Source organism: Micromonospora yangpuensis, from assembly GCF_900091615.1.
In the GTDB taxonomy this organism is placed as follows: Bacteria; Actinomycetota; Actinomycetes; order Mycobacteriales; family Micromonosporaceae; genus Micromonospora; species Micromonospora yangpuensis.
In genome coordinates this window covers 3,888,274-3,909,206 of sequence record NZ_FMIA01000002.1, presented here as the reverse complement: position 1 = coordinate 3,909,206, position 20,933 = coordinate 3,888,274, and the positions used below count along the sequence as shown (strand labels likewise).

Sequence of the window (20,933 nt, the reverse complement as noted above, 5' to 3'; positions counted from 1 at the left end):
GCGGGATCGGCCGGAAATTCCTCCCGGTTGCGGTCTTGATCCGCCGGCACCGGGGACGGCAAGCCAGGAGAAGGGTGCGGTCCGGGACGTGGGAAACCATCCGTGCAGACCAGGTACGCGGGTGGATCCGTCCACCGGCTGATCGAGGAGGTTGTCGTGCCGGCTGAGACGCACGTCGTGGACGCTGAGGTGTCCGGTCCGAGCAGGATGCTCCGGCTGGTGGTGATCGTCGCCACGGTGGGGTGGGAGGTCGTGCGTACCGGGCCGTCGGTGGGGGTGCTGCGGCTGACGCGGGGGCGTCCGGCGGCGCGTGCCCGGCTCTACCGTGCGGTGGTCCGACTGCTGCAGCACCTCGGTCCGACGTTCGTGAAGGTGGGTCAGATCGCGAGCACCCGACGGGACACGATGCCGCCGGAGCTCTGCGACCGGATGGCTCAGTTGCACGATCGGGTCACGCCGATGACGTGGCCGCAGGCCCGGGCCGCGCTCGACCGCGCGGTCGCGGCCCGGCCCGAGTTGGCCGTCGCCGAGATCGACGAGACCCCGGTGGGCAGCGGCAGTATCGCCTGTGTCCATCGGGCCCGACTCGCCGACGGCCGCATCGTCGCGCTCAAGCTCAAGCGTCCGGACGTCGACCGGCGGATCCGCACCGACCTGTCCCTGATCCGCGGCTTCGTACGCCTCGGTGAGCGGTTGCCCTCGATGCGCGGCATGCCCATGGCGGACCTGGTGGGCTACGTCAGCCGGGCCGTGCTGGGACAGCTCGACTTCGCCCGCGAGGCCACCAATCTGGAGCTGCTGCGCAGTAGCGTCGCCGAGCTGCCGGAGATCCGGGTTCCGGTGTTGTACCCCGACCTGTCCGGTCCGGACTGCCTGGTCTTCGAGTTCGTCGAGGGTCTGGATCCGGCGACACCGGCGGGTCTGTCCGCCGCGGCGAGGGCCCGGCTCGGTGCCGCGGTGCTCGCCGCGGCGCACCGGATGATGTTCGTACGCGGCGTCGTCCACTGCGACCTGCACCCGGGCAACATCTACCTGACCCGCGACGAACGGGTGGTGATTCTCGACGCCGGGTACTGCGTCCGGTTGCCGGACCGGGTGCGGGACCTGATGGGGGAGTTCTTCGCCCGGTTGGCCGTCGGTGACGGCCGCCGCTGCGGCGAGATCGTCCTGGAGAGCGCGGTGGTCGTCGCACCGCACACCGACCGGGAGGCGTTCGTGGCGGACCTGGCGGCGCTGGTGGTCCGCTCGGCCGGCCCGGGCAAGGACTTCGTCATGTCGACCTTCGGTAACGAGGTCTTCGCCCTGCAACAGCGGCACGGCATCTTCGCCGCCTCGGACTTCGCCTTCCCGCTGATGTCGCTGCTCGTACTGGAGGGCACCGTGCGTGGGATGTGGCCGGAGATGGACTTCCAGCGGGTGGGACAGGGCAGCCCGGAGTCGGCCGACGCCGAGGTGGCACCGTCGTGAGCGGGCCAGGTCCCGGGGGCGCGGCCACCGGCAGGCCTCGTGCCCTGGTGGTCGGGGCGGGTCCGGCCGGCCTGGCCACCGCTATCGGTCTGCGCGCGGCCGGCTTCGATCCGGTGGTCCTGGAGCAGGCGGCCGGCACCGGCTCGGTGGGTACGGCGTTGACCCTGTGGCCGAACGCCCTGGCGGCGTTGGCGGCCATCGAATCGGATCCTGCCGGAGGTGACCCGGGCGGTGGGATCGCCGCCGTGGTCCATGCGTTGGGGCAACCCGCGGAGGGCAACCAGATCCGGGCGGCCGACGGTCGGCTGCTCGACGACGTCCCCGCCCCGACGATGCGCTCCCGCTTCGGCGGCACCGGGATCGCACTGCTGCGGGCCGACCTGGTCGGCGCGTTGCAGGAGCGGCTCGGCGCGGATGTCGTCCGCACGGGGGCCCGCTGTGTCGGCTGGCGGGCCACCGCCGATCGGGTGACCGTACGGCTCGCCGACGGTACCGAGGAGTCGGGCGACCTGCTGGTCGGCGCGGACGGGTTGCGTTCCGTGGTCCGGGCGCAGCTGTGCGGCGGCCGTGACGAGCTCAGCTACGCGGGTTATCCGGTGTGGCGCGGGGTCACCGACTTCGACCTCGGGTCCGCGCCCGGTCTGCTGAGCATGGGGCGGGGGGCGCAGTTCGGGCTCTTTCCGATGACGCACGGCCGGGCGTACTGGTTCGCGAGTCTTCCGCTGCCGGCGGGTCGCGGCGCGCACCTGCCGGCCCGGGAGTTCCTGTCCGACCGGTTCGCCGACTGGCACCGGCCGGTTCCGCAGGTCCTGGCGGCCACCGCCGACTGGCAGATCATGGTCACCGACATCTACGAGCGTCGGCCGGTACGGCGGTGGGGGCAGGGGCGGGTCACCCTGGTCGGCGACGCCGCCCACCCCAGCACACCCCACCTCGGGCAGGGCACCTGTCAGGCGTTCGAGGACGCGGCCGTGCTCGGCCTCCGGCTGCGGCAGGGCCGGTCGGTGCCGGAGGCGTTGCGCGACTACGAGGCGGCCCGGCGGACCCGGGCCAACGCGTTGACCCGGCAGGCCCGGATGCTCGGGCAGGTGGGCCAGTGGCGGCATCCGGCCGCCTGCTGGGCCCGGGAACAGATGATCCGCCGGTCGCCTCGGGGGCCGAGGCTGCGCCAGTTGGCCCGGATGTTCTCCTTCCGCCAGGACTGAACCGGCTGGCGGGTCCGCACCGGCAACGGTCCACGCCCGGCCCGGCCGACCCCGGCCCGGCCCGGCCGGGCCGGAGTCGGCCCGGTCAGGCCGCCCGGGTGAGGTGGAGCAGGGGGAGTCCGGACAGGATCGGCGGGTCGATGGAGGCTGCCGGGGCCAGTGCGAGCCGTTCCTGCTCGGGACGCTCGCCCGGGCGGACGTCCACCGGCCGTGGGCCGGCACCTACCCAGCAGTCGGCGGGGCTGGAGTCGGTCATCACCTGCCCCACGGTGGCCTGGGCCGGCAGGGCGGTGGCCAGGAGGTGGAAGGTGCCCGCCGGCACGTCGGGCAGGACGAACCGCCCCGACCCGGTCCTGCTGGTGCAGGCGACCGGTGCCCCCTGGGCGACCGGACCGGGGAAGAGTCCCACCAGGATCAGCCGGTCCGGCCCGGGGCCGGCCTCCACCGTCCCGGTCACCGTGCCGCCGGCCGGCCGAGGTCGGCCTGCCGGCCCGGGAACGGGGACCGCGGGAACCGGAGCCCGGTCGGACCCGGCCAGGAGATCGCCGATCTGCTGCTGTCCGTAGGCCGCGTGCACGAGCCGCAGCCGGCCGGGCGTCATCCCCACCTGTTCGGTGAACTGGGTGGTGAAGGTGCCGAGGCTGCTGTAGCCCACGGCGGTGCAGATGTCGGTGATCGTCATGCCGGTGGAGAGCAGGAGATGGCGGGCCCGCGCCATCCTCAGCGCGGAGAGGAACCGACCGGGCGGGGTGCCGGTCACCCGGCGGAAGACCCGATTGAAGTGGAACGGACTCAGATAGGCGATCCGCGACATCCCGTTCAGGGTCCACGGCTCCTCGACGTGCTCGCGCAGTGCGGTGACCACTCGTTGGACGGCCGCGCGTTGCTGTGGGCTGCCCGCCGGCGTACCGGGACGACGCTGGTCCGTGCCCGCCGCGCTCACCGGGACCCCTGCCGGGTGTGCGCGGTCTGCTCGGCCAGGGACAGCGCCGCCGCCCAGGTCGCGGCGAACCGGTGCCGCAGTCCCCGGGAGTGCAGGTCGGTCAGCCCGAGCCGACCCCAACCCTCGTGTTGGACCCGGAGGTGGGTGCCGCCCTCGTGCGGGGTGAGCCGCACCTCACAGGTGGTCAGGGCGCGAGCCTGGGGTATGGCGACGGAGAAGGTCAGGGTCCGGTCGGGCACCATCGACCAGTCGGTGATGGCGAAGCGGCGGGGCCCGTCGTTGTCGACCACGAAGAACCAGCCCTGCCGGTCACCGTCGGTGCCGATCGGCAACCACTCGAACACCCCGTCCTCGCGCAGCGGTCGCCACCGGGTGGGGGGTAGGTGCGCGCCGCCGTCGATCACCTGACGCCAGCGGTACCGCGACTGTGCGCCGGTGGTCAGGTACGCCGTGAGTCGCTCGGTGAAGTCGCGCCAGCCCTCCTTCAACTGCGCCACCTCGGACGGGGGGCGACCGGGACACCGGTCGTCGACGGTGAACGTGCTGCTCCGGTCGTCGCCGGTCACCGTCCAGGTGATCTGGGCCTCCGGCCCGACGCCGAGGAACCGCCAGCGGAACGAGAGCCGGTCGTACGCGCGTACCAGGTCGACCTCCACGTCGAAGAAGTCGCCGTCGCCGAAGTCGATGCGGGTGGCGACCCCGGGGGCCATCGGCGGGTCGACGCGGCCCAGCCACATTGCGAGTCCCTGAGGTTCGGTCAGTGCCCGCCAGACGGTCGCCGGCGGTTGGTGCACGGTCGTGCTCACCCGTACCCAGTCCTCGGGAAGTCTCGAACAGTCCTCCGGCATCAGTGCTCACCCTCCTCGGTCGTCCGGACTGATGGATCGATTCGGTAACGGCGGCGGGCCTGCGGGGGCGCGTCCCGCTCGGCCGCCGGCACGGCGGTGCACTCCACCAGGTCACCGCGGACGGTGGCGCGCACGAACAACGGGCCGGTCGCGGTGGCGGCCGGCGCGGGATCCGCCCCTGGTTCCGGGGCGGCGTCGCGGGCGGCGGCGGCCCGGGCCACGGTGCCCATCAGGTGGTCCAGGTCGGCGCCGGACGGGGCCAGCAGTTCGGCGTCGATCCCTGGTAGTCCCTCGGGGCGTCCCGCCCAGTCGCCCTCGGCCCCCGGGCAGGTTCCGGCGATCACCAACGACTGCGGCGGCGGTGGTCGGTCGGTCGCGGCCAGTGCGGTCAGGATCCGCACGGCCGTGGCGCTTCCCGTGGAGACCGGCACCGGCACCATGCCCAACTGCCGGGCGGCGGCGCGTACGACGTTCCTGGCCATGCCTGCTCCGGACCACAGGGACCATTCGGCGGTGCACCAGCGGGCCTGGCGGTGGGTCTCGGAAAGTCGGCGGGTCTCCCGGCGGAGCAGTTCGTTGGCGAGGGCGTACCCGGCAAGGCCGGGATGGCTTCCGTGTGCGGTGACCGAACCGAAGGTGAGGACGGCCCGCAGTCCGGTGGGGTCGATCGCCGCCAGCGCGGTGTGCAGCGTGGTCACCTTGGCTGCCACCAGTGCGTCGATCACGGGGTCGGTCAGTTCCCGGCCGGTGCCGCCGGCGATCCGGCCGGCGCAGTGCACCACGGCCCGGGGGCGGTATCGGGCCAGCTGCCCGGTGGTGGCCACCGGGTCGGTCAGGTCGACGTGGACGGTCCGGGTGGCGGGTTGTGCCCGGCGCAGCGTGTCCAGGCAACGTACGACGTCGGGCGGGGCGTCGTCGGGTCGGCGGACGTCGACCAGCACCGGGTGGGCCCCGATCCGGGCGAGGGCGAGGGCGACGCGTACGCCCAGCCCGCCGAGTCCGCCGGTGACCAGCACCTCCCGGCCGGTGAGGGTGGTCGTAGGTGCGGACGGCAGGGCGAACTCCTGCCATCCGACGGTGCTCACCGAACCGTCCTGGTGCACGGTGAGTTCCTCGCCGCAGGTGGGTGCGGCGAGCAGTCCGGCGGCGCTGCGCAGTGCGGCCGGACTCTGCCCCGCCAGTTCGATGGTGGTGGCCGACGTGCCGGGTCGTTCGGCGGTGAGTCCTCGGAGCAGGCTGCCCCCGCCGGCTCCGGTGTGGACCAGCGTGGCGTGCCGGGCCCGGGCCGTGGCGCGTACCTGGGCCGACGCGTCCGAGGTCCAGGCGGTGCCGAGCAGCAGGAGGTCGACGGTGGGGCCGGCGGCCGGGTAGGCGGTGGTGAGCAGCCGTTCGGCCAGCGGGTTCGTCCGGGTGCCGACCAGCCGCCATCGGGCGGCGCGCGGTGGCGGGTGGCGCGGAACCCGGACGGCGGCCAGCGCGCGGAGTCGGATCCGGGGCCGGATGGGCGGGAGCGGTACGGGCACTGACATGCCGCCTCCGAAACAGTTACTTGAAAAAGATATACCACACAGGGGTCTTGGTCGGGTTCTGTGCTGCGCAACTTGAGAGAAGCATAGAAAGCATGTGGGCTCATACCGTCGGGATACAGGCGAGACCCCGCCGAAGGAGGCACCAGATGGCAATCGACCTGTGCAACAAGTCCCCGGCATCGTTCGCCGATCGCGACCCCGGCAAGTGGGCGGACGCGGTCGGAGCGGAGGCTGCCCCGATCCTGGTCGACGACCTCAGTGTCGACCAACGAGACGCGCTCAACTTCTCCTACCGCACCACCCTGTCCAGCGTGGACCCGCGCTTCGTCGCGGGTGACCCGGCGGCGTGGGCCAGCGACTTCGGCTACGCGCTGAACCGGGTGGCCGTCCGGCTGGACAACCGCTCCAACCAGGAGTTGCGCGACCAGGCCCTGAACCACCCCGACCCGGCGCTGCGCGAGCAGGCCCTGTTCGAGTACGCCGACCGCGACCTGCCGGACGCGATCGAACTGCTTGAGCAGGCCGTTCTGCACGACAGCAACCGGGAGGTCCGCTGGGACGCCCTGTGGGCGATCGAGAAGCTCGGCGGTCCGCAGGCCCTGGCCACCCTGCACCGGTTCACCACCGACGCCGACCCGGAGATCGCCGAGTGGGCGCTGCTGTTCAAGAGCGAACTGCAGACCGGTGACCCGGCGTTCGACGGCCGCCCCGGTCTCTACACCCCGGGCCGGACCTTCGACGAGACGATCTACCTGCTCATCCACTGCGATCTCTACGTGCGGTTGGACAACTCCAACCAGCACTGGGGCAAGATCTCGCTCGCCCCGCAGGGGCTGGCCCGCATCTACGGCCAGGCGCACGCCTGCCCCAACGTGTCCACCCGTGAGCGTCAGCTGGTGATCGCCAAGACCATCGACGGGCTGCACGCCGACGGCTCCCCGCACTGCGACAACTACCTGTTCCGGGGCTTCACCGACCGTACGCGTCGGGACCGGGGCAACTTCTTCTTCGAGTCGCTGGTGCCCCGGACGTTCTTCAAGTCCGGCCGGGCCGACGACCCGAGCCAGGGGACCCGGCAGGCCAACATCGGCTTCGCCCGGTACGGCACCTGGCACCTGGAGCCGAAGTTCCAGGTCCGCGAGGAGGCGGCGATCCGGTACGTCCGGGGCCGGTTCCAGGGCTGGGGCTACGTCGACCTGGCGCGCATCGCCGGCCAGTCGATGGAGCAGATCCTCGCGCCGGGCAACGGAGTGCTCTCCACCCTGCACGACCCGGAGATCGGGCACATGACCAACGCCTTCATCCTTGGCACCTTCAAGGGAAAGCTGAACGACTGGGACGGTGACGGTGTCATCGACCTGAACTCCCGCAACGTCTACTCCACCGTCGACGGTGAGATCGACATGAACCAGGACGGCGTGGCTGACCGGCCCGGTATGACCTGCTGCGACCACACCACCCTGCTGCCGTAGCCGAGGAGACGAACAATCATGACCACCAAAGCGATCCGTTTCGGCCGTCCGGTCGCCACCGACGGCGTCCCCAACGTCTACGCCGGTGCCCCGGTCGTACCGTGGACCCCGCCGGAGCCGGGCATCGACAACCTCGGCATCGACTCGATCGACACCTTCGCCGTGCCCGGCGTGGGCGAGTACACGGTGGCCTTCAAGGGCTGGGTCCGAGTGGTGCGCTCGCCCTCCACCTCCCAGGAGTGGGCGAACGCCGAGGTCTACACCAACCTGATCGAGATGAAGATGGTCGGCGAGTGCGAGGAGCTCGGCCAGATCACCGTCACGCTGAACCCGGACTGCCTCTCGGCCGGTCAGATCCGCACCCCGTTCGACCCGTACGCCGGTGAGGGGCCGGCCGCCAAGGCCTGCCGGATGGCCGTCGGGGCGATCTTCGACATGCCGAAGCTCGGGCTGAAGCTGATCAACCGCGAGCCGATCATCCTCACCATCGACGACGTCCGTTCCATCCCGCCGGCCGGGGCCCCCGGCAAGGGCCAGATCTACCGGATGATGCCGCTGCTGGACATCAACGACCCGGACGGTCAGCCGGTGGCGTACCTGACCAGCCTGCGCTTCAACATGGGCGGCTACCTGGCCCCCGACGAGCTCTGAGCACGGATCCAGCCGAGGTGCCGGGCCCGGGTGGTCCGGCACCTCGTTCCGTCCCGACCGCCATCCGGGCCCGCGGCGTGGGTGCTGGGCCCGGTCCTCGATGGACTCCCGGAGGTTGCCATGTCCGTACCCGAGAGCAACGGATCCGCCAGCTGGCAGGAGAACCGACCCCGGTTCGCCGGTGTCGGGCCCGACGACTTCCCCGTGTTGCACCGCAACGGTGCCTTTCCCGTCCAACAGGACCGGTGGGAGCGACTGGTCAGCCAGGTCCGGATTCCGGCGCCGGTCGAGCGGGTCTGGAGCGCCCTGACCGACCCGGAGCAGGTGGCCCGCTGGTTGGCGGTGTGCCGCGGATCCTGGGCGACCTCCGACGGCGAGGCGATCCTCGACTTCGGCGACGGCGAGTTCTTTCTCTGCCGCACCACCGGCCGACGGGAGCCCGACGGCGGCACCGGCCGACTCACCTACCTCTGGCGCTGGGTGGGTGTCGGCCCGGCGACCCAGGTCACCTGGGAGATCGCGTCGGTCGGCGACGGCCGGGGGACCGAGGTGACCGTGATCGAGGAGTCCTTCAACCCGCCGTCGGACTGGCGGTCCTGGAACGGGATGGGCTGGCCCGGAATCCTCGACCAGCTCGCCGACTACCTGCGTACCGGCACCGCGTGGCGGTGGCCCTGGCGGCGGATGGGCCCCTACGTGCAGGTCGAGCTGCCGGGCAGCACTTTCGAGGTGTGGAGCATGCTGACCGCCGTCTCCGCCAGCCAGTACTGGCTCAGCCGGACGAGCGGCTCGCTGGCCGAGGGGGAGACGGTGGGCATCATCCTCGGTGACGCCAGCGGGGTCGCCACCCTCGCGGTGCACCGGCATCTTGAGGCGTACCAGCAGTTTCCGTCGTATCTGCCCCGGCTGGAGTTCAACCTGCGTCGCGCGGGCTGGCCGGGCGAGCTCGCCGGGCACCTCTGGATAGAGCCGGCCGGTCTGGGACGCAGCCTGTTGCAGGTCTTCCACTCCGGTTGGGAGATCTTCGGCAGCGGCACGCCCCCGTTGGCGGAACGGCGGATCCTGACCGGTTTCTGGGTGGGGGCGATGGGCCGCGCCCACCAACTCTGTGGGGAGGCGTTCGGCTCGCGTCCCTCCGGTGGGCAGCCCCCACTCGACGCCCCGGCACCCGCCGGCGCCCCGAACGGGGCCCAGCGGGTCGATGCCGGTCCGCACGGCTGGAGCCGGTGACGAACTTTTCAGGCGAGGGTCCCCCGGGCCCGCCGAACGGGCCCGGGGGCTCCGCCCGCTCACCACCCCGACCGCCGGGTGCGGACCAGCTTGACCGCGATGACCAGCAGCACCACCACGTTCGCCGCCAGCGCCGCCATGGTCAGCGGATCGGGTGGGCCACCGTGTCCAGCGTGGCCACCGTCCTCAGCCGGCGTCGCGGCCTGGGGCGGCAGATCGCCCTCCGGGGCACCCACGGCGAAGGTCACCGACCCGGTGGCACGGGAACCGTCGGAGAGATCCGTGTGGTAGGCGACCCGGTACCAACCCGGGGCATCGATCGACACCGGCAGCTGAACCTGCGTCGTCTGCGTGCGGGGCGGCCCGGCGGACACCGGCCGGCCGTCCCCGTCGACCACCGCGACGTGCGTGGTCCCGGCCCGGGGAGACGACCGGAAGGTCAGGACCACGGCGTCGGGCGGTGCGGTGAGCGTCGCACCGTCGGCCGGGCTGGCCGCGGCGAGTTCCCCCGGCGGCACCCGGAACAGCGGTCGGACCAGCAGGGCGAGGCAGAGCGCCAGCATGGTCAGCGCGATGGCGCGGCGGGCCGTCACCCCGCGACCCCGGCGGGTTCGCCGCGGTGCCGGGGCGCGCAGTAGCACCGGCTCGCGGCCTGCTCCGCGGCCGTCGGACGGACGTGCAGGTACATCGCCACCACCATCGGGAGGAAGACGATCGCGTTGTAGAAAAGGTGCAGCTCGACCCGGGGTATCACCAGCTGGAGCAGGCTGGTCTGCACCGGTCGGCCGAGCAGGTGCGCACCGCTGAGGTACTGCACCAGCAGCAGCAGGTGTTCGATGTGGTGGAAGAACTGGATGCCCAGCGCGACGAGCCACCAGGTGCGGGCGCGGCCGGTGAACCCCCGCCGCAGCATCCAGAGGCCGACCAGCATCACCAGGGCGTACCCGTAGTGCAGCCACTCCTGTTGGACGAGCCAGGGATAGGCCTGGCCGAGCAGGCCCCGGGCCTGCGGTACCGGCCACCCCAGCAGCCAGATCTGAGCCGCCTGCACCAGGTGTTCGGCCCAGTGGGCGATGACCACGGCGGTGAATCCCCAGAGTGCGGGGCGGTGCCACTGCGCGTTGAGCCGGTCGGTGAGGGTGGTCCCGGTCGGCTTCCGGTGCGAGATCGTCACGGTCTCCTCCATCGGGGTGTGGGGGATGGTGCACGGGTGGTCGCGGTCAGGCTGATCGGCGGTCAGCTGCGGGTGGGTGGACGTTCGCCGCGGCGGCGCGCAGCAGCATCGGGCGGGCCACGGCCTGGAAGTCGACGTCCGGGTCGAGCTCGCGGATGGTCCCTTCGATGACCAGCAGGGACAGCAGCGGAAAGACGAACTCCGAGGCGGCGTAGAGCCCGAAGTCCCGTTGCAGGGTGAACAGTTCGGTGCCGAAGGCGGCCAGGTCGAACTCCCGTGCCGGCATGCCGGCGTTGCGGGCGACCAGGTCGGCGATGCGGTCGACGAATCCGTCCACGTCGGCGTCGGGTGCCACCTCGACCGCGCTCTCCACCACCACCTCCCCGCAGCGCCGGCCGCGCCCGAGGGCCAGGCCCAGGAAGAACTCACCGAACTGCCGGCGTACGGTCGGGGGAAGGCGGACGGTGAAGCCGGCGTCGAGCACGACCACCCTGGGACCGCGGAAGTAGACGTTCCCCGGGTGCAGGTCGCAGTGGACCAGACCGTCGAGGAACAGCATCTGGTAGACGGCCCCGAGGGTGCGTTCGGCCAACTGCGAGCGCCGCTGCGGGACGATCGAGGCGAGCTGACCGGTGACCAGCTCCGGGATGAACTCCATCACCAGCGCGCCGGGGCGGGACGCCTCGGGCACCGGTTCCGGGACGTGGACGTACTCGTTGTCCGCGAAGTTGGCTCGCAGCCGGAGCAGGTTCTCCTGCTCGGCGGCGAGGTCGAGCTGACCCTGGATCGCCGAGCAGACGAACCCGACCAGCTCGGCCAACGGCACTCCGCGCAGCCGGGGCAACCGGCCGGCGAGCACGGCGAACCGGTGCAACAGGGTCAGGTCGAGCAGCATCCGTCGGCGGATGTCCGGGCGACGCAGCTTGACGGCGACGTCCCGCCCGTCCGGCAACGTCGCCCGGTACACCCCGGCGATGCTGCCGCTGGCCACCGCGGTCGAGTCCAGCCGGGCGAAGACCTGGTCGGTCTGCGCGCCGTACGCCTGGGTCAACGCGGTCCGGAACTGTCGGTCGGTCATCGGCCGGACCCGGTCGTGCAGCCGGCCGAGTTCGTCACAGAGCACGGCCGGGAGGATGTCCCGTCGGGTCCCCATCAGCTGACCGACCTTCACGGTGGCCGGGCCCAGCCGCTGTGCCTGACCGACGAGCCGGCGGTAGAAGTGCCGTCGCGCGGCGGCTCGGCCGCGTACCACCCGAAGGACACCGGCAGCGGCGACCGCGGGCAGCAGTCGCGCCGCGCAACTGATCCCGACGGTGACGGCGCGCACGGTCAGGGCCACTGCCCCCGGTGTGCCTTCCAGGCTGGTCACGGGGGGTGGAGCGGGCTGGTCACGGGGTGGTGGACGCACGGCTTGACCTCCTGACGTCGGGAGAGCGGTGGCGTACCGCGCGGGATCGGGGCCGGTGGCCCGTCCTGTGGGCTGGGCGTGTCTGGACGCTCACTCTTCGGATGTCTAGCCTCGGGACTGGGGGTGTTGCATGGAAGATGCAAGCCGGAAGCTGCGCATCACCGTTCTCGGTTCGGTCCGCGCCTACCACGGCGACCAGGAGATCGCCCTCGGCCCACCCCGGCAACGTGCGGTCTTCGCCTACCTCGCCCTGCACGCCGGGGAACCGGTCGGCTCGGAGGCGTTGTCCTCGGCGATCTGGGGCGGTCGGCCACCGCGCCGGGTCGAGGAGCTGATCCGTACGTACATCGCCCGACTGCGGTGTGCGTTGGAGCCGGACACCCCGCCCCGGTTCCGGACGAACGTGATCGCCTCCGTCTCCGGCGGTTACCGGCTCAAGGCCGACGCGGACCGGGTGGACGCCGTCCGCTTCGGCCGGCTCACCGCGACGGCCCGGGTCCTCGCCGAGGCCGAGGACGAGTCCCGGGCCTTCGAGTGCTACGGCCAGGCCATGCAATTGTGGCGAGATCCGCTGCTCACCGAGTTGGGCGTCGGCCTGTGGCCGGACAGTCGGGAGGTCGAGTCGCTGCGCCGGGACTGGTTGGTCGCCGGCCTGGCCTACACCACCATCGGGCTGCGACTGGGGCAGGCGGCGGTGGTCCTGCCGCACGCCGAACGGATGGCGGCGGCCGAGCCGTTGGAGGAGGCGGTCCAGGCCGCGTACTTCTCGGCACTCGTCCACACCGGCCAGCGGGCCGCTGCCCTGCACCACTACGACCAGGTGCGCGCCCGGCTGCGTACCGAACTCGGGGTCGAACCCGGCCCCGAGCTGGCTACCGTCTACGACTCGTTCCTGCACGAGCAGCCCGCGACGAGCGCACCGCCGGTGCCCGGTGCCGCGGGCCTGGCCCGATCCCCCTGGTTCGGGCCGGGCCCGACGGTGGGTCCGCTGGTCGGCCGGCGCCTTGAGGTGGGCACCATCGCCGACTCGCTCGCCACCAACCGGTTGCTCACCGTCGTCGGTCCCCCCGGGTGTGGCAAGTCCGCCGTCGGGCTCGCGGTGGCCGAACGCGTACAGGGCGCCTTCCCCGCCGGGGTGGTGGTGTTGGAACTCGCCGAGACGACAAATCGGGCGGCCCTCTCGGCCTGCCTGGCGGAGACCGTCGGCGGACCGGCGTCGGCCGATCCGGTGCAGGTGCTCGGCGACGGGCCCCGGTTGCTGGTGCTCGACAACGTCGAGCATCTCGCCGACACCGTCGCGGCCGTGGTGCACGACGTGGTGAGAGGCTGCCGGGCCGTCTCCGTGCTGGTGACCTCCAGACAACCGCTCGCCCTGCCGGGCGAGGCGGTGCGGCGCATCGGCCCGTTGCCACTGCCCGCCGCCGACGGTCTGTCGGTCGTCGAGGACAACGCCGGGGTACGGTTCTTCGTCCAGCGGGCCGCCCAGGTCTGTCCGGGTTTCCAGCTGCGGGCCACCAACGCCGCCGCCGTGGCGTGGATCTGTCACCAGCTCGACGGACTGCCCCTGGCCCTCGAACTCGCCGCCGCCTGCCTCTACACCGACAGCCTCACCGAGCTGCTGCGGCGGGTCGCCGACCCGCTGCACCGACTGCACCCGCACCGGCGTGGCTACCCGGTGCACCACCGGTCCCTGTACCTCGCGCTGCGACGCAGCGTCGACTGTCTCGGTCCGAGGGAGCGCCGGCTGCTGCTCCTGCTGGGCACGGGACCACGGGAGTTCACGCTCGACGAGGTCCGCCGCCGCTGGGCTGCCACCGCCACCGACTCCACCGACGCCGTACCCGGCCTGCTGGACCGGTTGACCAGCCAGTCGCTGCTGGCCCGGCGTACCGGCCCGCGCGGCGTGCGGTACCAGATGCTGCGGCTGGTGCACCGGATGGCGGCGACGCAGGCCGCCGAGCGGCACGCCGCCGGAGACCGGCGCGCGCGGCCCCTGTCCGGCGGGACCGGACACCAGCTCTGACTGGACCCGACGGTGTCCGTCCGGTCGCGGTGCGGACCCGTCGCTCCCGCTACCACTGCTATGCGATAGTAAAGAACGAGAGCAGCGTCGGTCGGGGGCGGGCAGATGAAGCAGACCAGAGAGCGCCGGACCTACGATCAGCAGTGCGGTCTGGCCTACGCGCTGGACGTGGTCGGTGAACGATGGACCCTGCTGATCGTGCGGGAGCTGCTGCTGCGTCAGCGGCGTTACGGAGAACTGTTGGAGGCGTTGCCGGGGATCGGCACGAATCTGCTGGCCGACCGGCTCGGATTCCTCATCGACGCGGGGCTGGTGCGTTCCCTGGACCCGGACCGGCGTACCTCCGGCTACGAGCTCACCGAGCTGGGGCAACGGCTGCGGGAGCCGATCCTGAGCCTGGCCCGCTTCGGCCTGTCCTACAGCGCCCACCGGCCCGCACCGGCCGGTGGGGTGACCCGGCCCAGCTGGGCCGTGCTCGCCGTCGAGGCGATGATCGACGAGGTGCCCGCCGACGTTCCCGACGAGACCTACGAGTTCGATGTCGACGGTGAGCTCTTCCATGTGGCGGTGGTCGGCGGGTCGGTCAGCGTGGTGCCCACCGCGGCGGTCGACCCGGCGCTGCGGGTGAGCACCGACTCCACCACCTTCTTCGCCCTCGGCCTGGGGCGGCTCGACCCGCTGGAGGCGGTGGTCAGCCAGGCGGTACGGGTCGTCGGGCCGGCTGCGGCGGTGCCGCGCTGCCTGCGGTTGATCAACCTGACCGGCCGCCTGACGGGGGCGCTGCCTGCGCCGAGGTGATGCGGCCGGCCCCCACCCGGCGGCGTCCACCGTCATCGCGGCACCGCCTGGTACCGGGTCAACGCCGCCTGCAACTCCTGCGGCACCCGCACCGGCTCCAACCCCGCCGGGCCCCGGCGCATGCAGGCGATGGACTGGTTGCCCTGGGCGATCAGCTGCGCCGGGCCGGGCGCGACCCGGACGTAGTCGAAGCACATCGCCACCCGGTGACCGTTCAGGTGGTCCAACTCCATCCGAATCTCCACCTGGTCCATCGCCCGGCCCTCGGCGTAGAACCGGGCCGAGCACTCCAGGGTCACCAGGGCCAACCCGTCGTCCAGGGCGGCCAGCACGCCGGGGGCGTGTTCGGCCAGGAAGTGTTCCCGGCAGTGCCCCTGCCAGTGCAGGTAGTGGGCGAAGTAGACGTTGCCCACCAGGTTCGTCTCGTCGAAGGTGACCCGGTGACTGTGGACGTACGCGACCGCCATGGTCAGCTCACCTCCGCGGGTGCCGGCCGGCTGTCGAGGGACAGGGCGAACGCCACCCGACCGGCCTCCGTGTCGACGATCCGGCTGTACAGGGCGTGGCTGCCGCTGCCGAGCAGCACCCAGCCGTCGCCGACCGGGCCGCGTACCGTCAGGGGTGCGGTGGCGGGTTCCCCCACCTTCGCCAGCGCCTCCCGGCAGGTCCAGATGCGCGCCGCCGCCTCCTGCGGCTGCTCGGCGGCGGCCTCGGCGACCGCCGCCGTCACCGGTTCGGCCGCCGTCGGCAGCTGCGCGGCGTCGTCGAGCAGCGCCCAGTCGACACCGACCGGGTGCCGCGCTGCGGCGACCACGACGTGGCCGTCCAGGTGGCTGGCGCTCAGCCGGCGTCTCTCCGGCCGGCCGTCGACCCGTAGCCGCCCCTGCGGGTCGTGCCGGACCGGGGCGTCGGCCAGCCAGGCGGCCAGGTCGCGGCTACGACGCCGGTCGGTGCGGTCGCCCGGTGCGGTCAGCAGGTCCACGGTCACGTCGTGGCGGCGGCGCAACTCGCGCACCAGCAGCGGCCCGAGCAGCGGCAGCGGCCAGGCCGGCATGGCCAGTGGACCGACCGCCCGCAGCACCAGCCCGTACCACTGTTCGACGGGGAACCCGCTGGAATCGGTCACGGTCAGGTCGAAGACGTACTCGTCGCCGTCCTGTGCGCGTTGCCGGGCGTCGAGGGTGAGCTGCCCCTCTGCGCGGGCGTGGATCTCCACCCGGGCCACCGCCACCGGCAGGACCCGACGGTCCGGTACGCAGCCCTGGACGGCGTGCAGGGCCGCGTCGCGTACCCCCGGGTCACCGAGTTCCAGGTGCTGGCCGTGGAACCCGCCGAACCACTGCTGCGCCGGCAGCGCCCGCAACCGGGCCGTGCAGCGGTCGGCACTGAGACCGTGGTACCCGTCCACCCGTTGGAACCGTGGCCCGTGGAAGAACAACGGCCCGTAGAGCGGCGCACCGGCGATCGACACCTCGGTCGTCGGCGTCCCCACCGGCCGCCCGGCCCCCGGCAGCCCACCGTAGCGGCCCGTCAGGTGGTCGACGGCGAAACCGGTTTCGTCGCTGCGGATCACCACGCGTACCGACCCGTCCTCGTCGGTGAGCGCGGCGGTCCGGATCAGTCGGGGATCCCGTTCCCCGACGGTCACCGGCCGGGCGAGGGTGACCTCGGAGAGCACCCCCGGCACGGTCTTGTTGCCCAGGGCGGCCGTTGCCTGGGCCATCGCCTCCAGGCCCAGCACCGCCGGCAACACCGGCACGGTGTCGACCCGGTGGTCGGCCAGGTAGGGATCGGCGCCGAGGGAGAGGCTCGCCTCGGCCACCAACTCCACAGCGGGGGTACGGAGCAGCCGGTTCTCCAGGAACCGGGCGGGGAGTTCCTCGTCGCCGGACCAGGCCAGCGTCGGTCCGACCGGGAGCCGCCCGGCGACCAGGACGACCGGGGGCAGGGCGGGGGCGGCCAGCAACCGCAGCAGCAGCCGGGTGCCCTCGTCCGGAGGGATGGGCGCGACCCCTCGGCGGATGAGCCCGTCGAGCGCGTCGAGGCGTACCCCCATCCCGGTGCCCGACCACACCGACCACTCCACGCTGAGCCAGCGCACCTCGGGTACGGCGGCGGCCAGTTCGGTGCACCGCCGACTGAGATACTCGTTGGCCACCGCGTACGCGGTCTCCCCGGGCAGCCCGGTCCGTCCGATGACCGAGCTGAAGGCGACCGCGAACCGGAGTTCCTCCGCTGGCAGCGCGTCGACGACGTGTTCGAAACCGTCCGCCTTCGGAGCCAGTGTCGCGCGTACCTCGGCGGGGGTCAGCTCCGGGATCGTGGTGGGCTCGTTGCGGCCGGCGGCGTGCAGGAGTCCGCGTACCGGGCCGAACTCGGCGCGGACCGCCGCCACGGTCCGGGCGACGGCGGCGCGGTCGGTCAGGTCGACCTGCCGGTACGCCGCACCGGTGCGCCGCACCGTCGCCCGCACCTCCGGATCGTCCTGCGGGCTGCGGCCGAGCAGCACCATGGTCGCGCCCACCGCCGCGGCGAGCTCCGCGGCACAGTACGCGCCGATTCCCTTCGCCCCGCCGGTGACCAGGCAGACGTCGCCGGAGCCCAGCGGGATGTCCCGGTGGTCGTGCGGCATGCTGTCCAACAGCCGGGTCACCGGCGTGGTGCGGACGCCGTCGGCGCCGAAGACCACCTCCTGGTATCCGGTGAAGCCCTGACCCGCCTCGAGCGCGGCCAGCCGTAGCCCGTCGAGGTCGGCCGGGGTCTCCACGACGAGCACCGCCGCCTGCGGGGCCTCGACGGCGAGGCTGCGGCCCACCGCCGCGCCGACCCCGCCGTGGTGCAGCACCACCAGCGGTCGCCGATCGGTGTGACTGTCGCGCAACGCGGCGACGATCTCCTCGGCCGGGATGCCGGTCAGCCCCGGCGGCAGCGCCAGCAACCGGCCGAGCGGCTCGGGCCTGTCGGTGGCGAAGACCTGGCGGATCCGGTCGGCCAGCGGATGCCCGGCCAGGTTCCCGACGAGCTCCCACCGGCCGGTGCCGGCGGTCTGGGCGGCGGGCCGTGGCACCAGGTGGTGGTCGAAGACCCGGACCCACGACCCGACGCCGTCGACCCGGTCGGGTGTTCGGTCGGCGGGCGGCAGTGCCTCGACGGTGGCGGCCAGCTCCCCGACCGTCGCGGTGGCCAGGGTCAGCGGCGCGGCCGGCAGCGCCCGCCCCAGATCGCGGGCCAACTCGGCGGCGAGCTGCCCCACCCGGATCGAGTTCAGGTGCAGGTCGGCCAGGAGCCGCGCGGCGGGAACGATCTGGTCGGCGGGCAGTTCGGCTGCGGCGGCGACCCGGGCGACCACCGTGGACAGGGGATCCAGGGGCGCGCCACCGTCGTGCGGGGCCGTCACGGCGGGTGTCGTCGCCGGCTGCCAGGGCGGTCCTGCCGCCGGCGGCGGCTCGGGCCGGTCGGCGTGCCGGACCGGCGCCACGGTCCGGTCCCGCTCGCAGGGGTTGGTCAGGAACTGCCGCTTCCGGTCGAGGTCGAACGGCCGGGTGAAGCGGCCGTCGAAGTACGGCGTGACCCGCTGCGACGCCCCGACGGCGAAGAGCGCGGCGGTCACCGTCGCCACCGCCCGGGCGCTGTCGGCACCGGCGTCCAGGGCGACCGCCGGGCGTCCCGCCGTCTCGGCCAGGGTACTCAGCATCCGCCCCGGGCCGACCTCGACGAGAAGGTCCGCCTCGACCAGGGCCAGCGCCTCGCGGAACCGGACCGGCGCGGTGAGCTGGCGGGTCAGGACCGCGACCGGGTCCTCGGCGGCCCACCACGTCCCGGTGACGGTGGAGGCCACCGGACGCCGCGGCGGACGCCAGGACACCCGCCGTGCGGCGGAGCGCACCCCGGCCTCGGCCGCCGACATCAGCGGGGAGTGGAAACCGTGGGACACCGCGAGTCGGGTCACCGCGACGCCCTCCCGGGCAGCGGTGGCCGCCACCGCCTCGACCGCGTCGCGCGGCCCCGAGACGACCACCTGCCGGTCGGCGTTGTCGGCGGCGACGACCGCCCCGGTGTCGGCGACCAGCCGGCGTGCGGTCACCAGGTCGGCCCCGAGCCCGACCATGGTCGACGGCACCGCGGTGGCGTCGGACATGGCCGCGCCCCGGGCCGCCGCGAGCGACTCCGCGTCGGCGGGGCCGAGCGCGCCGGCCCAGACCAGTGCGCTCAGCTCACCCAGACTGTGCCCGACGGCGGCGACCGCGTGCGTGCCGAGCCGGTCCAGCCAGCGCAGACCCGCCAGGCTGGACCGCACGATGGCCGGTTGCGCCTCGGCGGTGTCGACCGGTTCCGCGTCGTCCCGGCCCGACCGGGGGCCGTCGACGTCGGCGTTTCGCCCGTCGTCCGGGTCGAGGAGCCGCCCGAGCGCCCCACCGCCGGCGTACACCGGTGCGGCCTGGCCGGGTAGGAGCAGCCCCACCCGCAGCGGGGTGCCGCTGTGCAGGAAGACCCGTCGGTCCGGGTCGAGGAGGTCGCCGTCGGCGATCCGGTCCAGCGCACGGTCGAGGGCCTCCACCAGTTCCGTCGCCGTGGCGACGGCACACGCGAACCGGGCGGTCGCGGTGGGCCGGTGCCGGCCGGCGAGCGCGGCGGCCAGGTCGGTCAGCTCGGGTCGACTGATCGCGTACGCGGTCTCCCGGAGCCGGACCAGCTCGGCGGCGAGCTCCTCGGGGCTGTCCGCCGCACAGACCACCACCTCGTGGTCGGGCGCCACGGCGGTGAGCCGCCGCACGTGGACGCCGAGCCGCGACGACCCCGACGGGGTGCAGCCCCCCACCACCACGTGGGTGTTGATGCCACCGAACCCCATGGCGCTGACTCCGGCGTACCGCTGGGCGGTCGGCCAGGGGCCGGCCTGCCGCGCCGGCCGCAGGCTGCTTCCGTCGGAGAGCAGGGGATGCGGGTCGACACAGCCGGTGGTCGGCGGAAGCACCTCCCGCTGGACCGCCAGGGTGGCCTTGATCAGCCCGGCCACTCCGGCCGCCGCCTTGGTGTGGCCGATGTTGGCCTTCACGCTGCCGATCACCGCCGGTGGCGCGCCGGCACCGCGCACGTCGAGCAACGCCCGCAGTTCCGCCTCGTCACCCACCGCCGTGCCGGTACCGTGCCCCTCCACCAGGGATACCTGGTCGGCCGAGATCCCGGCCCGCTGGTACGCCCGCAGCAACGCCAGCCGCTGGCCACCGGCCTCCGGCCGGGTCAGTCCTCCGCCGCCGTCGGAGGAGGAGGCCCACCCCAGGAGCCGGGCGTACGGACGCAGCCCGTGCTCCCGGGCGTACGACTCGCGGGCGAGCACCACCATCCCGCAGCCCTCGCCGGGCAGGAACCCGGTCGGTGCGGCGTCGTACACCCGCATCTCGTCGCGGGCGAGCGCGTTGACCCGGGCGAAGCCGACCAGCTCCAGCGGGTCGAGGCTGAGGTCCACCCCACCGGTCACCGCCACGTCGAGCTGACCTGCGGTGAGCGCCTCGGCGGCGGTGATGACGGCCAGCAGCGAGGACGCACAGGCGCCGTCGACGGTGTACCCGGTGCCGTGCAGGTCGAACTGGTTGCAGATCCGCCCGGCGATGGTGTTCGCGAGGGCGCCGGCCAACGTCTCGTCGTTCGGGGCGGGAAAGGGCGCCTTGTAGAGCTGCTCGATCCGGTCCAGCAGCGCGGCCCGGTCCACGCCTGCCACGTCGGTGTCGCCCAACGCGGCGTCGACGACCCGGCGTACGTAGGGCCACCTGACCCGCAGCGCGGCGGCCCGGGAGAACTCGCCGGTGAGCGAGTTGCCCACGACGACCCCCACCCGGGACCGGTCGATCCCGGTGGCGTCGGGCAGACCGGCGTCGGCCAGTGCCGCGGCAGCTGTCTCCAGGGCCAGCCAGTGGCTCAGGTCCACGGAGCGGAAGGTCTGCCCGGGGATGCGGAACCGGTGCCGGTCGAACGTCCATCCCTCCAGGACGGCCGCGCGGGGCACGTACGTCTGGTCGGGGCCGTCACCGCCGTACTCGGCAAGTGGCAGCCGTTCGGCGGGGATGGGCCGGAACGCCTGGCGGCGGCTGAGTACGTTCTCCCACAACTCGCCGGGCGTGTCGGCGCCCGGGTACCGGCAGGCCATGCCGAGGACCACCACGTGGTCGACCATCGGTTTCTCCCCC

The 20,933-nt window shown here is 73.2% G+C and carries 15 protein-coding genes; 7 read left to right on the top strand and 8 right to left on the bottom strand.

Going from position 1 to position 20,933, the window contains the following annotated elements; genetic code table 11:
- Positions 1-156 precede the first annotated feature (156 nt).
- The gene (locus tag GA0070617_RS17670; protein ID WP_139135699.1) at positions 157-1,467 is read left to right on the top strand and encodes an ABC1 kinase family protein; all 1,311 of its coding nucleotides are present in this window, start codon (positions 157-159) and stop codon (positions 1,465-1,467) included.
- Complete coding sequence (locus GA0070617_RS17665) at positions 1,464-2,672, top strand: FAD-dependent monooxygenase (RefSeq protein WP_175440572.1); 1,209 nt, start codon at positions 1,464-1,466, stop codon at positions 2,670-2,672. The genes GA0070617_RS17670 and GA0070617_RS17665 overlap by 4 nt, the downstream gene beginning before the upstream one ends.
- An 85-nt stretch (positions 2,673-2,757) precedes the next feature.
- Here the strand turns inward: GA0070617_RS17665 and GA0070617_RS17660 are convergent, their stop codons facing one another.
- The 3 genes from GA0070617_RS17660 to GA0070617_RS17650 are packed head-to-tail and all read right to left on the bottom strand — an operon-like array spanning position 2,758 to position 5,992.
- Entirely contained in the window at positions 2,758-3,615 is an 858-nt protein-coding gene (locus GA0070617_RS17660) for a helix-turn-helix transcriptional regulator (protein ID WP_139135698.1), read from the bottom strand.
- Positions 3,612-4,463 (bottom strand): SRPBCC family protein, encoded by an 852-nt coding sequence (locus GA0070617_RS17655; RefSeq protein ID WP_091439334.1) that lies wholly within the window; start codon positions 4,461-4,463, stop codon positions 3,612-3,614. Before GA0070617_RS17655 ends, GA0070617_RS17660 begins: the two co-directional genes overlap by 4 nt.
- The gene (locus GA0070617_RS17650) at positions 4,463-5,992 is read right to left on the bottom strand and encodes a KR domain-containing protein (RefSeq protein ID WP_139135697.1); all 1,530 of its coding nucleotides are present in this window, start codon (positions 5,990-5,992) and stop codon (positions 4,463-4,465) included. Before GA0070617_RS17650 ends, GA0070617_RS17655 begins: the two co-directional genes overlap by 1 nt.
- A gap of 146 nt (positions 5,993-6,138) precedes the next feature.
- Between GA0070617_RS17650 and GA0070617_RS17645 the strand changes: the two genes are divergently transcribed.
- The 3 genes from GA0070617_RS17645 (at position 6,139) to GA0070617_RS17635 (ending at position 9,345) form a co-directional block, all read left to right on the top strand.
- Complete coding sequence (locus GA0070617_RS17645; RefSeq protein ID WP_091439331.1) at positions 6,139-7,464, top strand: HEAT repeat domain-containing protein; 1,326 nt, start codon at positions 6,139-6,141, stop codon at positions 7,462-7,464.
- An 18-nt stretch (positions 7,465-7,482) separates the two neighbouring features.
- On the top strand, positions 7,483-8,115 hold the full coding sequence (locus tag GA0070617_RS17640) for a DUF6073 family protein (protein WP_091439328.1): 633 nt from the start codon (positions 7,483-7,485) through the stop codon (positions 8,113-8,115).
- Positions 8,116-8,235: 120 nt separating this feature from the next.
- A complete protein-coding gene (locus GA0070617_RS17635; RefSeq protein WP_091439322.1) occupies positions 8,236-9,345 on the top strand; it encodes an SRPBCC family protein in 1,110 nt (369 codons plus the stop codon).
- A 59-nt stretch (positions 9,346-9,404) separates the two neighbouring features.
- Here GA0070617_RS17635 and GA0070617_RS17630 read toward each other — a convergent pair whose 3' ends face one another.
- The 3 genes from GA0070617_RS17630 to GA0070617_RS17620 are packed head-to-tail and all read right to left on the bottom strand — an operon-like array spanning position 9,405 to position 11,858.
- The gene (locus GA0070617_RS17630) at positions 9,405-9,938 is read right to left on the bottom strand and encodes a copper resistance CopC family protein (protein WP_139135696.1); all 534 of its coding nucleotides are present in this window, start codon (positions 9,936-9,938) and stop codon (positions 9,405-9,407) included.
- Positions 9,935-10,519 carry a hypothetical protein gene (locus GA0070617_RS17625; protein WP_308472689.1) on the bottom strand — a complete coding sequence of 195 codons (585 nt, stop codon included), beginning with the start codon at positions 10,517-10,519 and terminating at the stop codon, positions 9,935-9,937. Before GA0070617_RS17625 ends, GA0070617_RS17630 begins: the two co-directional genes overlap by 4 nt.
- A gap of 46 nt (positions 10,520-10,565) precedes the next feature.
- The gene (locus GA0070617_RS17620) at positions 10,566-11,858 is read right to left on the bottom strand and encodes an ABC1 kinase family protein (RefSeq protein WP_091439312.1); all 1,293 of its coding nucleotides are present in this window, start codon (positions 11,856-11,858) and stop codon (positions 10,566-10,568) included.
- A 199-nt stretch (positions 11,859-12,057) separates the two neighbouring features.
- Between GA0070617_RS17620 and GA0070617_RS17615 the strand changes: the two genes are divergently transcribed.
- Both GA0070617_RS17615 and GA0070617_RS17610 read left to right on the top strand, forming a co-directional pair.
- Positions 12,058-13,950: an AfsR/SARP family transcriptional regulator gene (locus tag GA0070617_RS17615; RefSeq protein ID WP_091439309.1), complete on the top strand. Its 1,893-nt coding sequence runs from the start codon at positions 12,058-12,060 to the stop codon at positions 13,948-13,950.
- A gap of 105 nt (positions 13,951-14,055) precedes the next feature.
- Positions 14,056-14,748, top strand: a complete 693-nt coding sequence (locus GA0070617_RS17610) for a winged helix-turn-helix transcriptional regulator (protein WP_091439304.1) — start codon at positions 14,056-14,058, stop codon at positions 14,746-14,748.
- A 32-nt stretch (positions 14,749-14,780) separates the two neighbouring features.
- Here GA0070617_RS17610 and GA0070617_RS17605 read toward each other — a convergent pair whose 3' ends face one another.
- Positions 14,781-15,215 (bottom strand): acyl-CoA thioesterase, encoded by a 435-nt coding sequence (locus GA0070617_RS17605; protein ID WP_091439301.1) that lies wholly within the window; start codon positions 15,213-15,215, stop codon positions 14,781-14,783.
- Positions 15,216-15,217: 2 nt separating this feature from the next.
- Entirely contained in the window at positions 15,218-20,920 is a 5,703-nt protein-coding gene (locus GA0070617_RS17600) for a type I polyketide synthase (protein ID WP_091439297.1), read from the bottom strand.
- Positions 20,921-20,933: the final 13 nt, after the last annotated feature.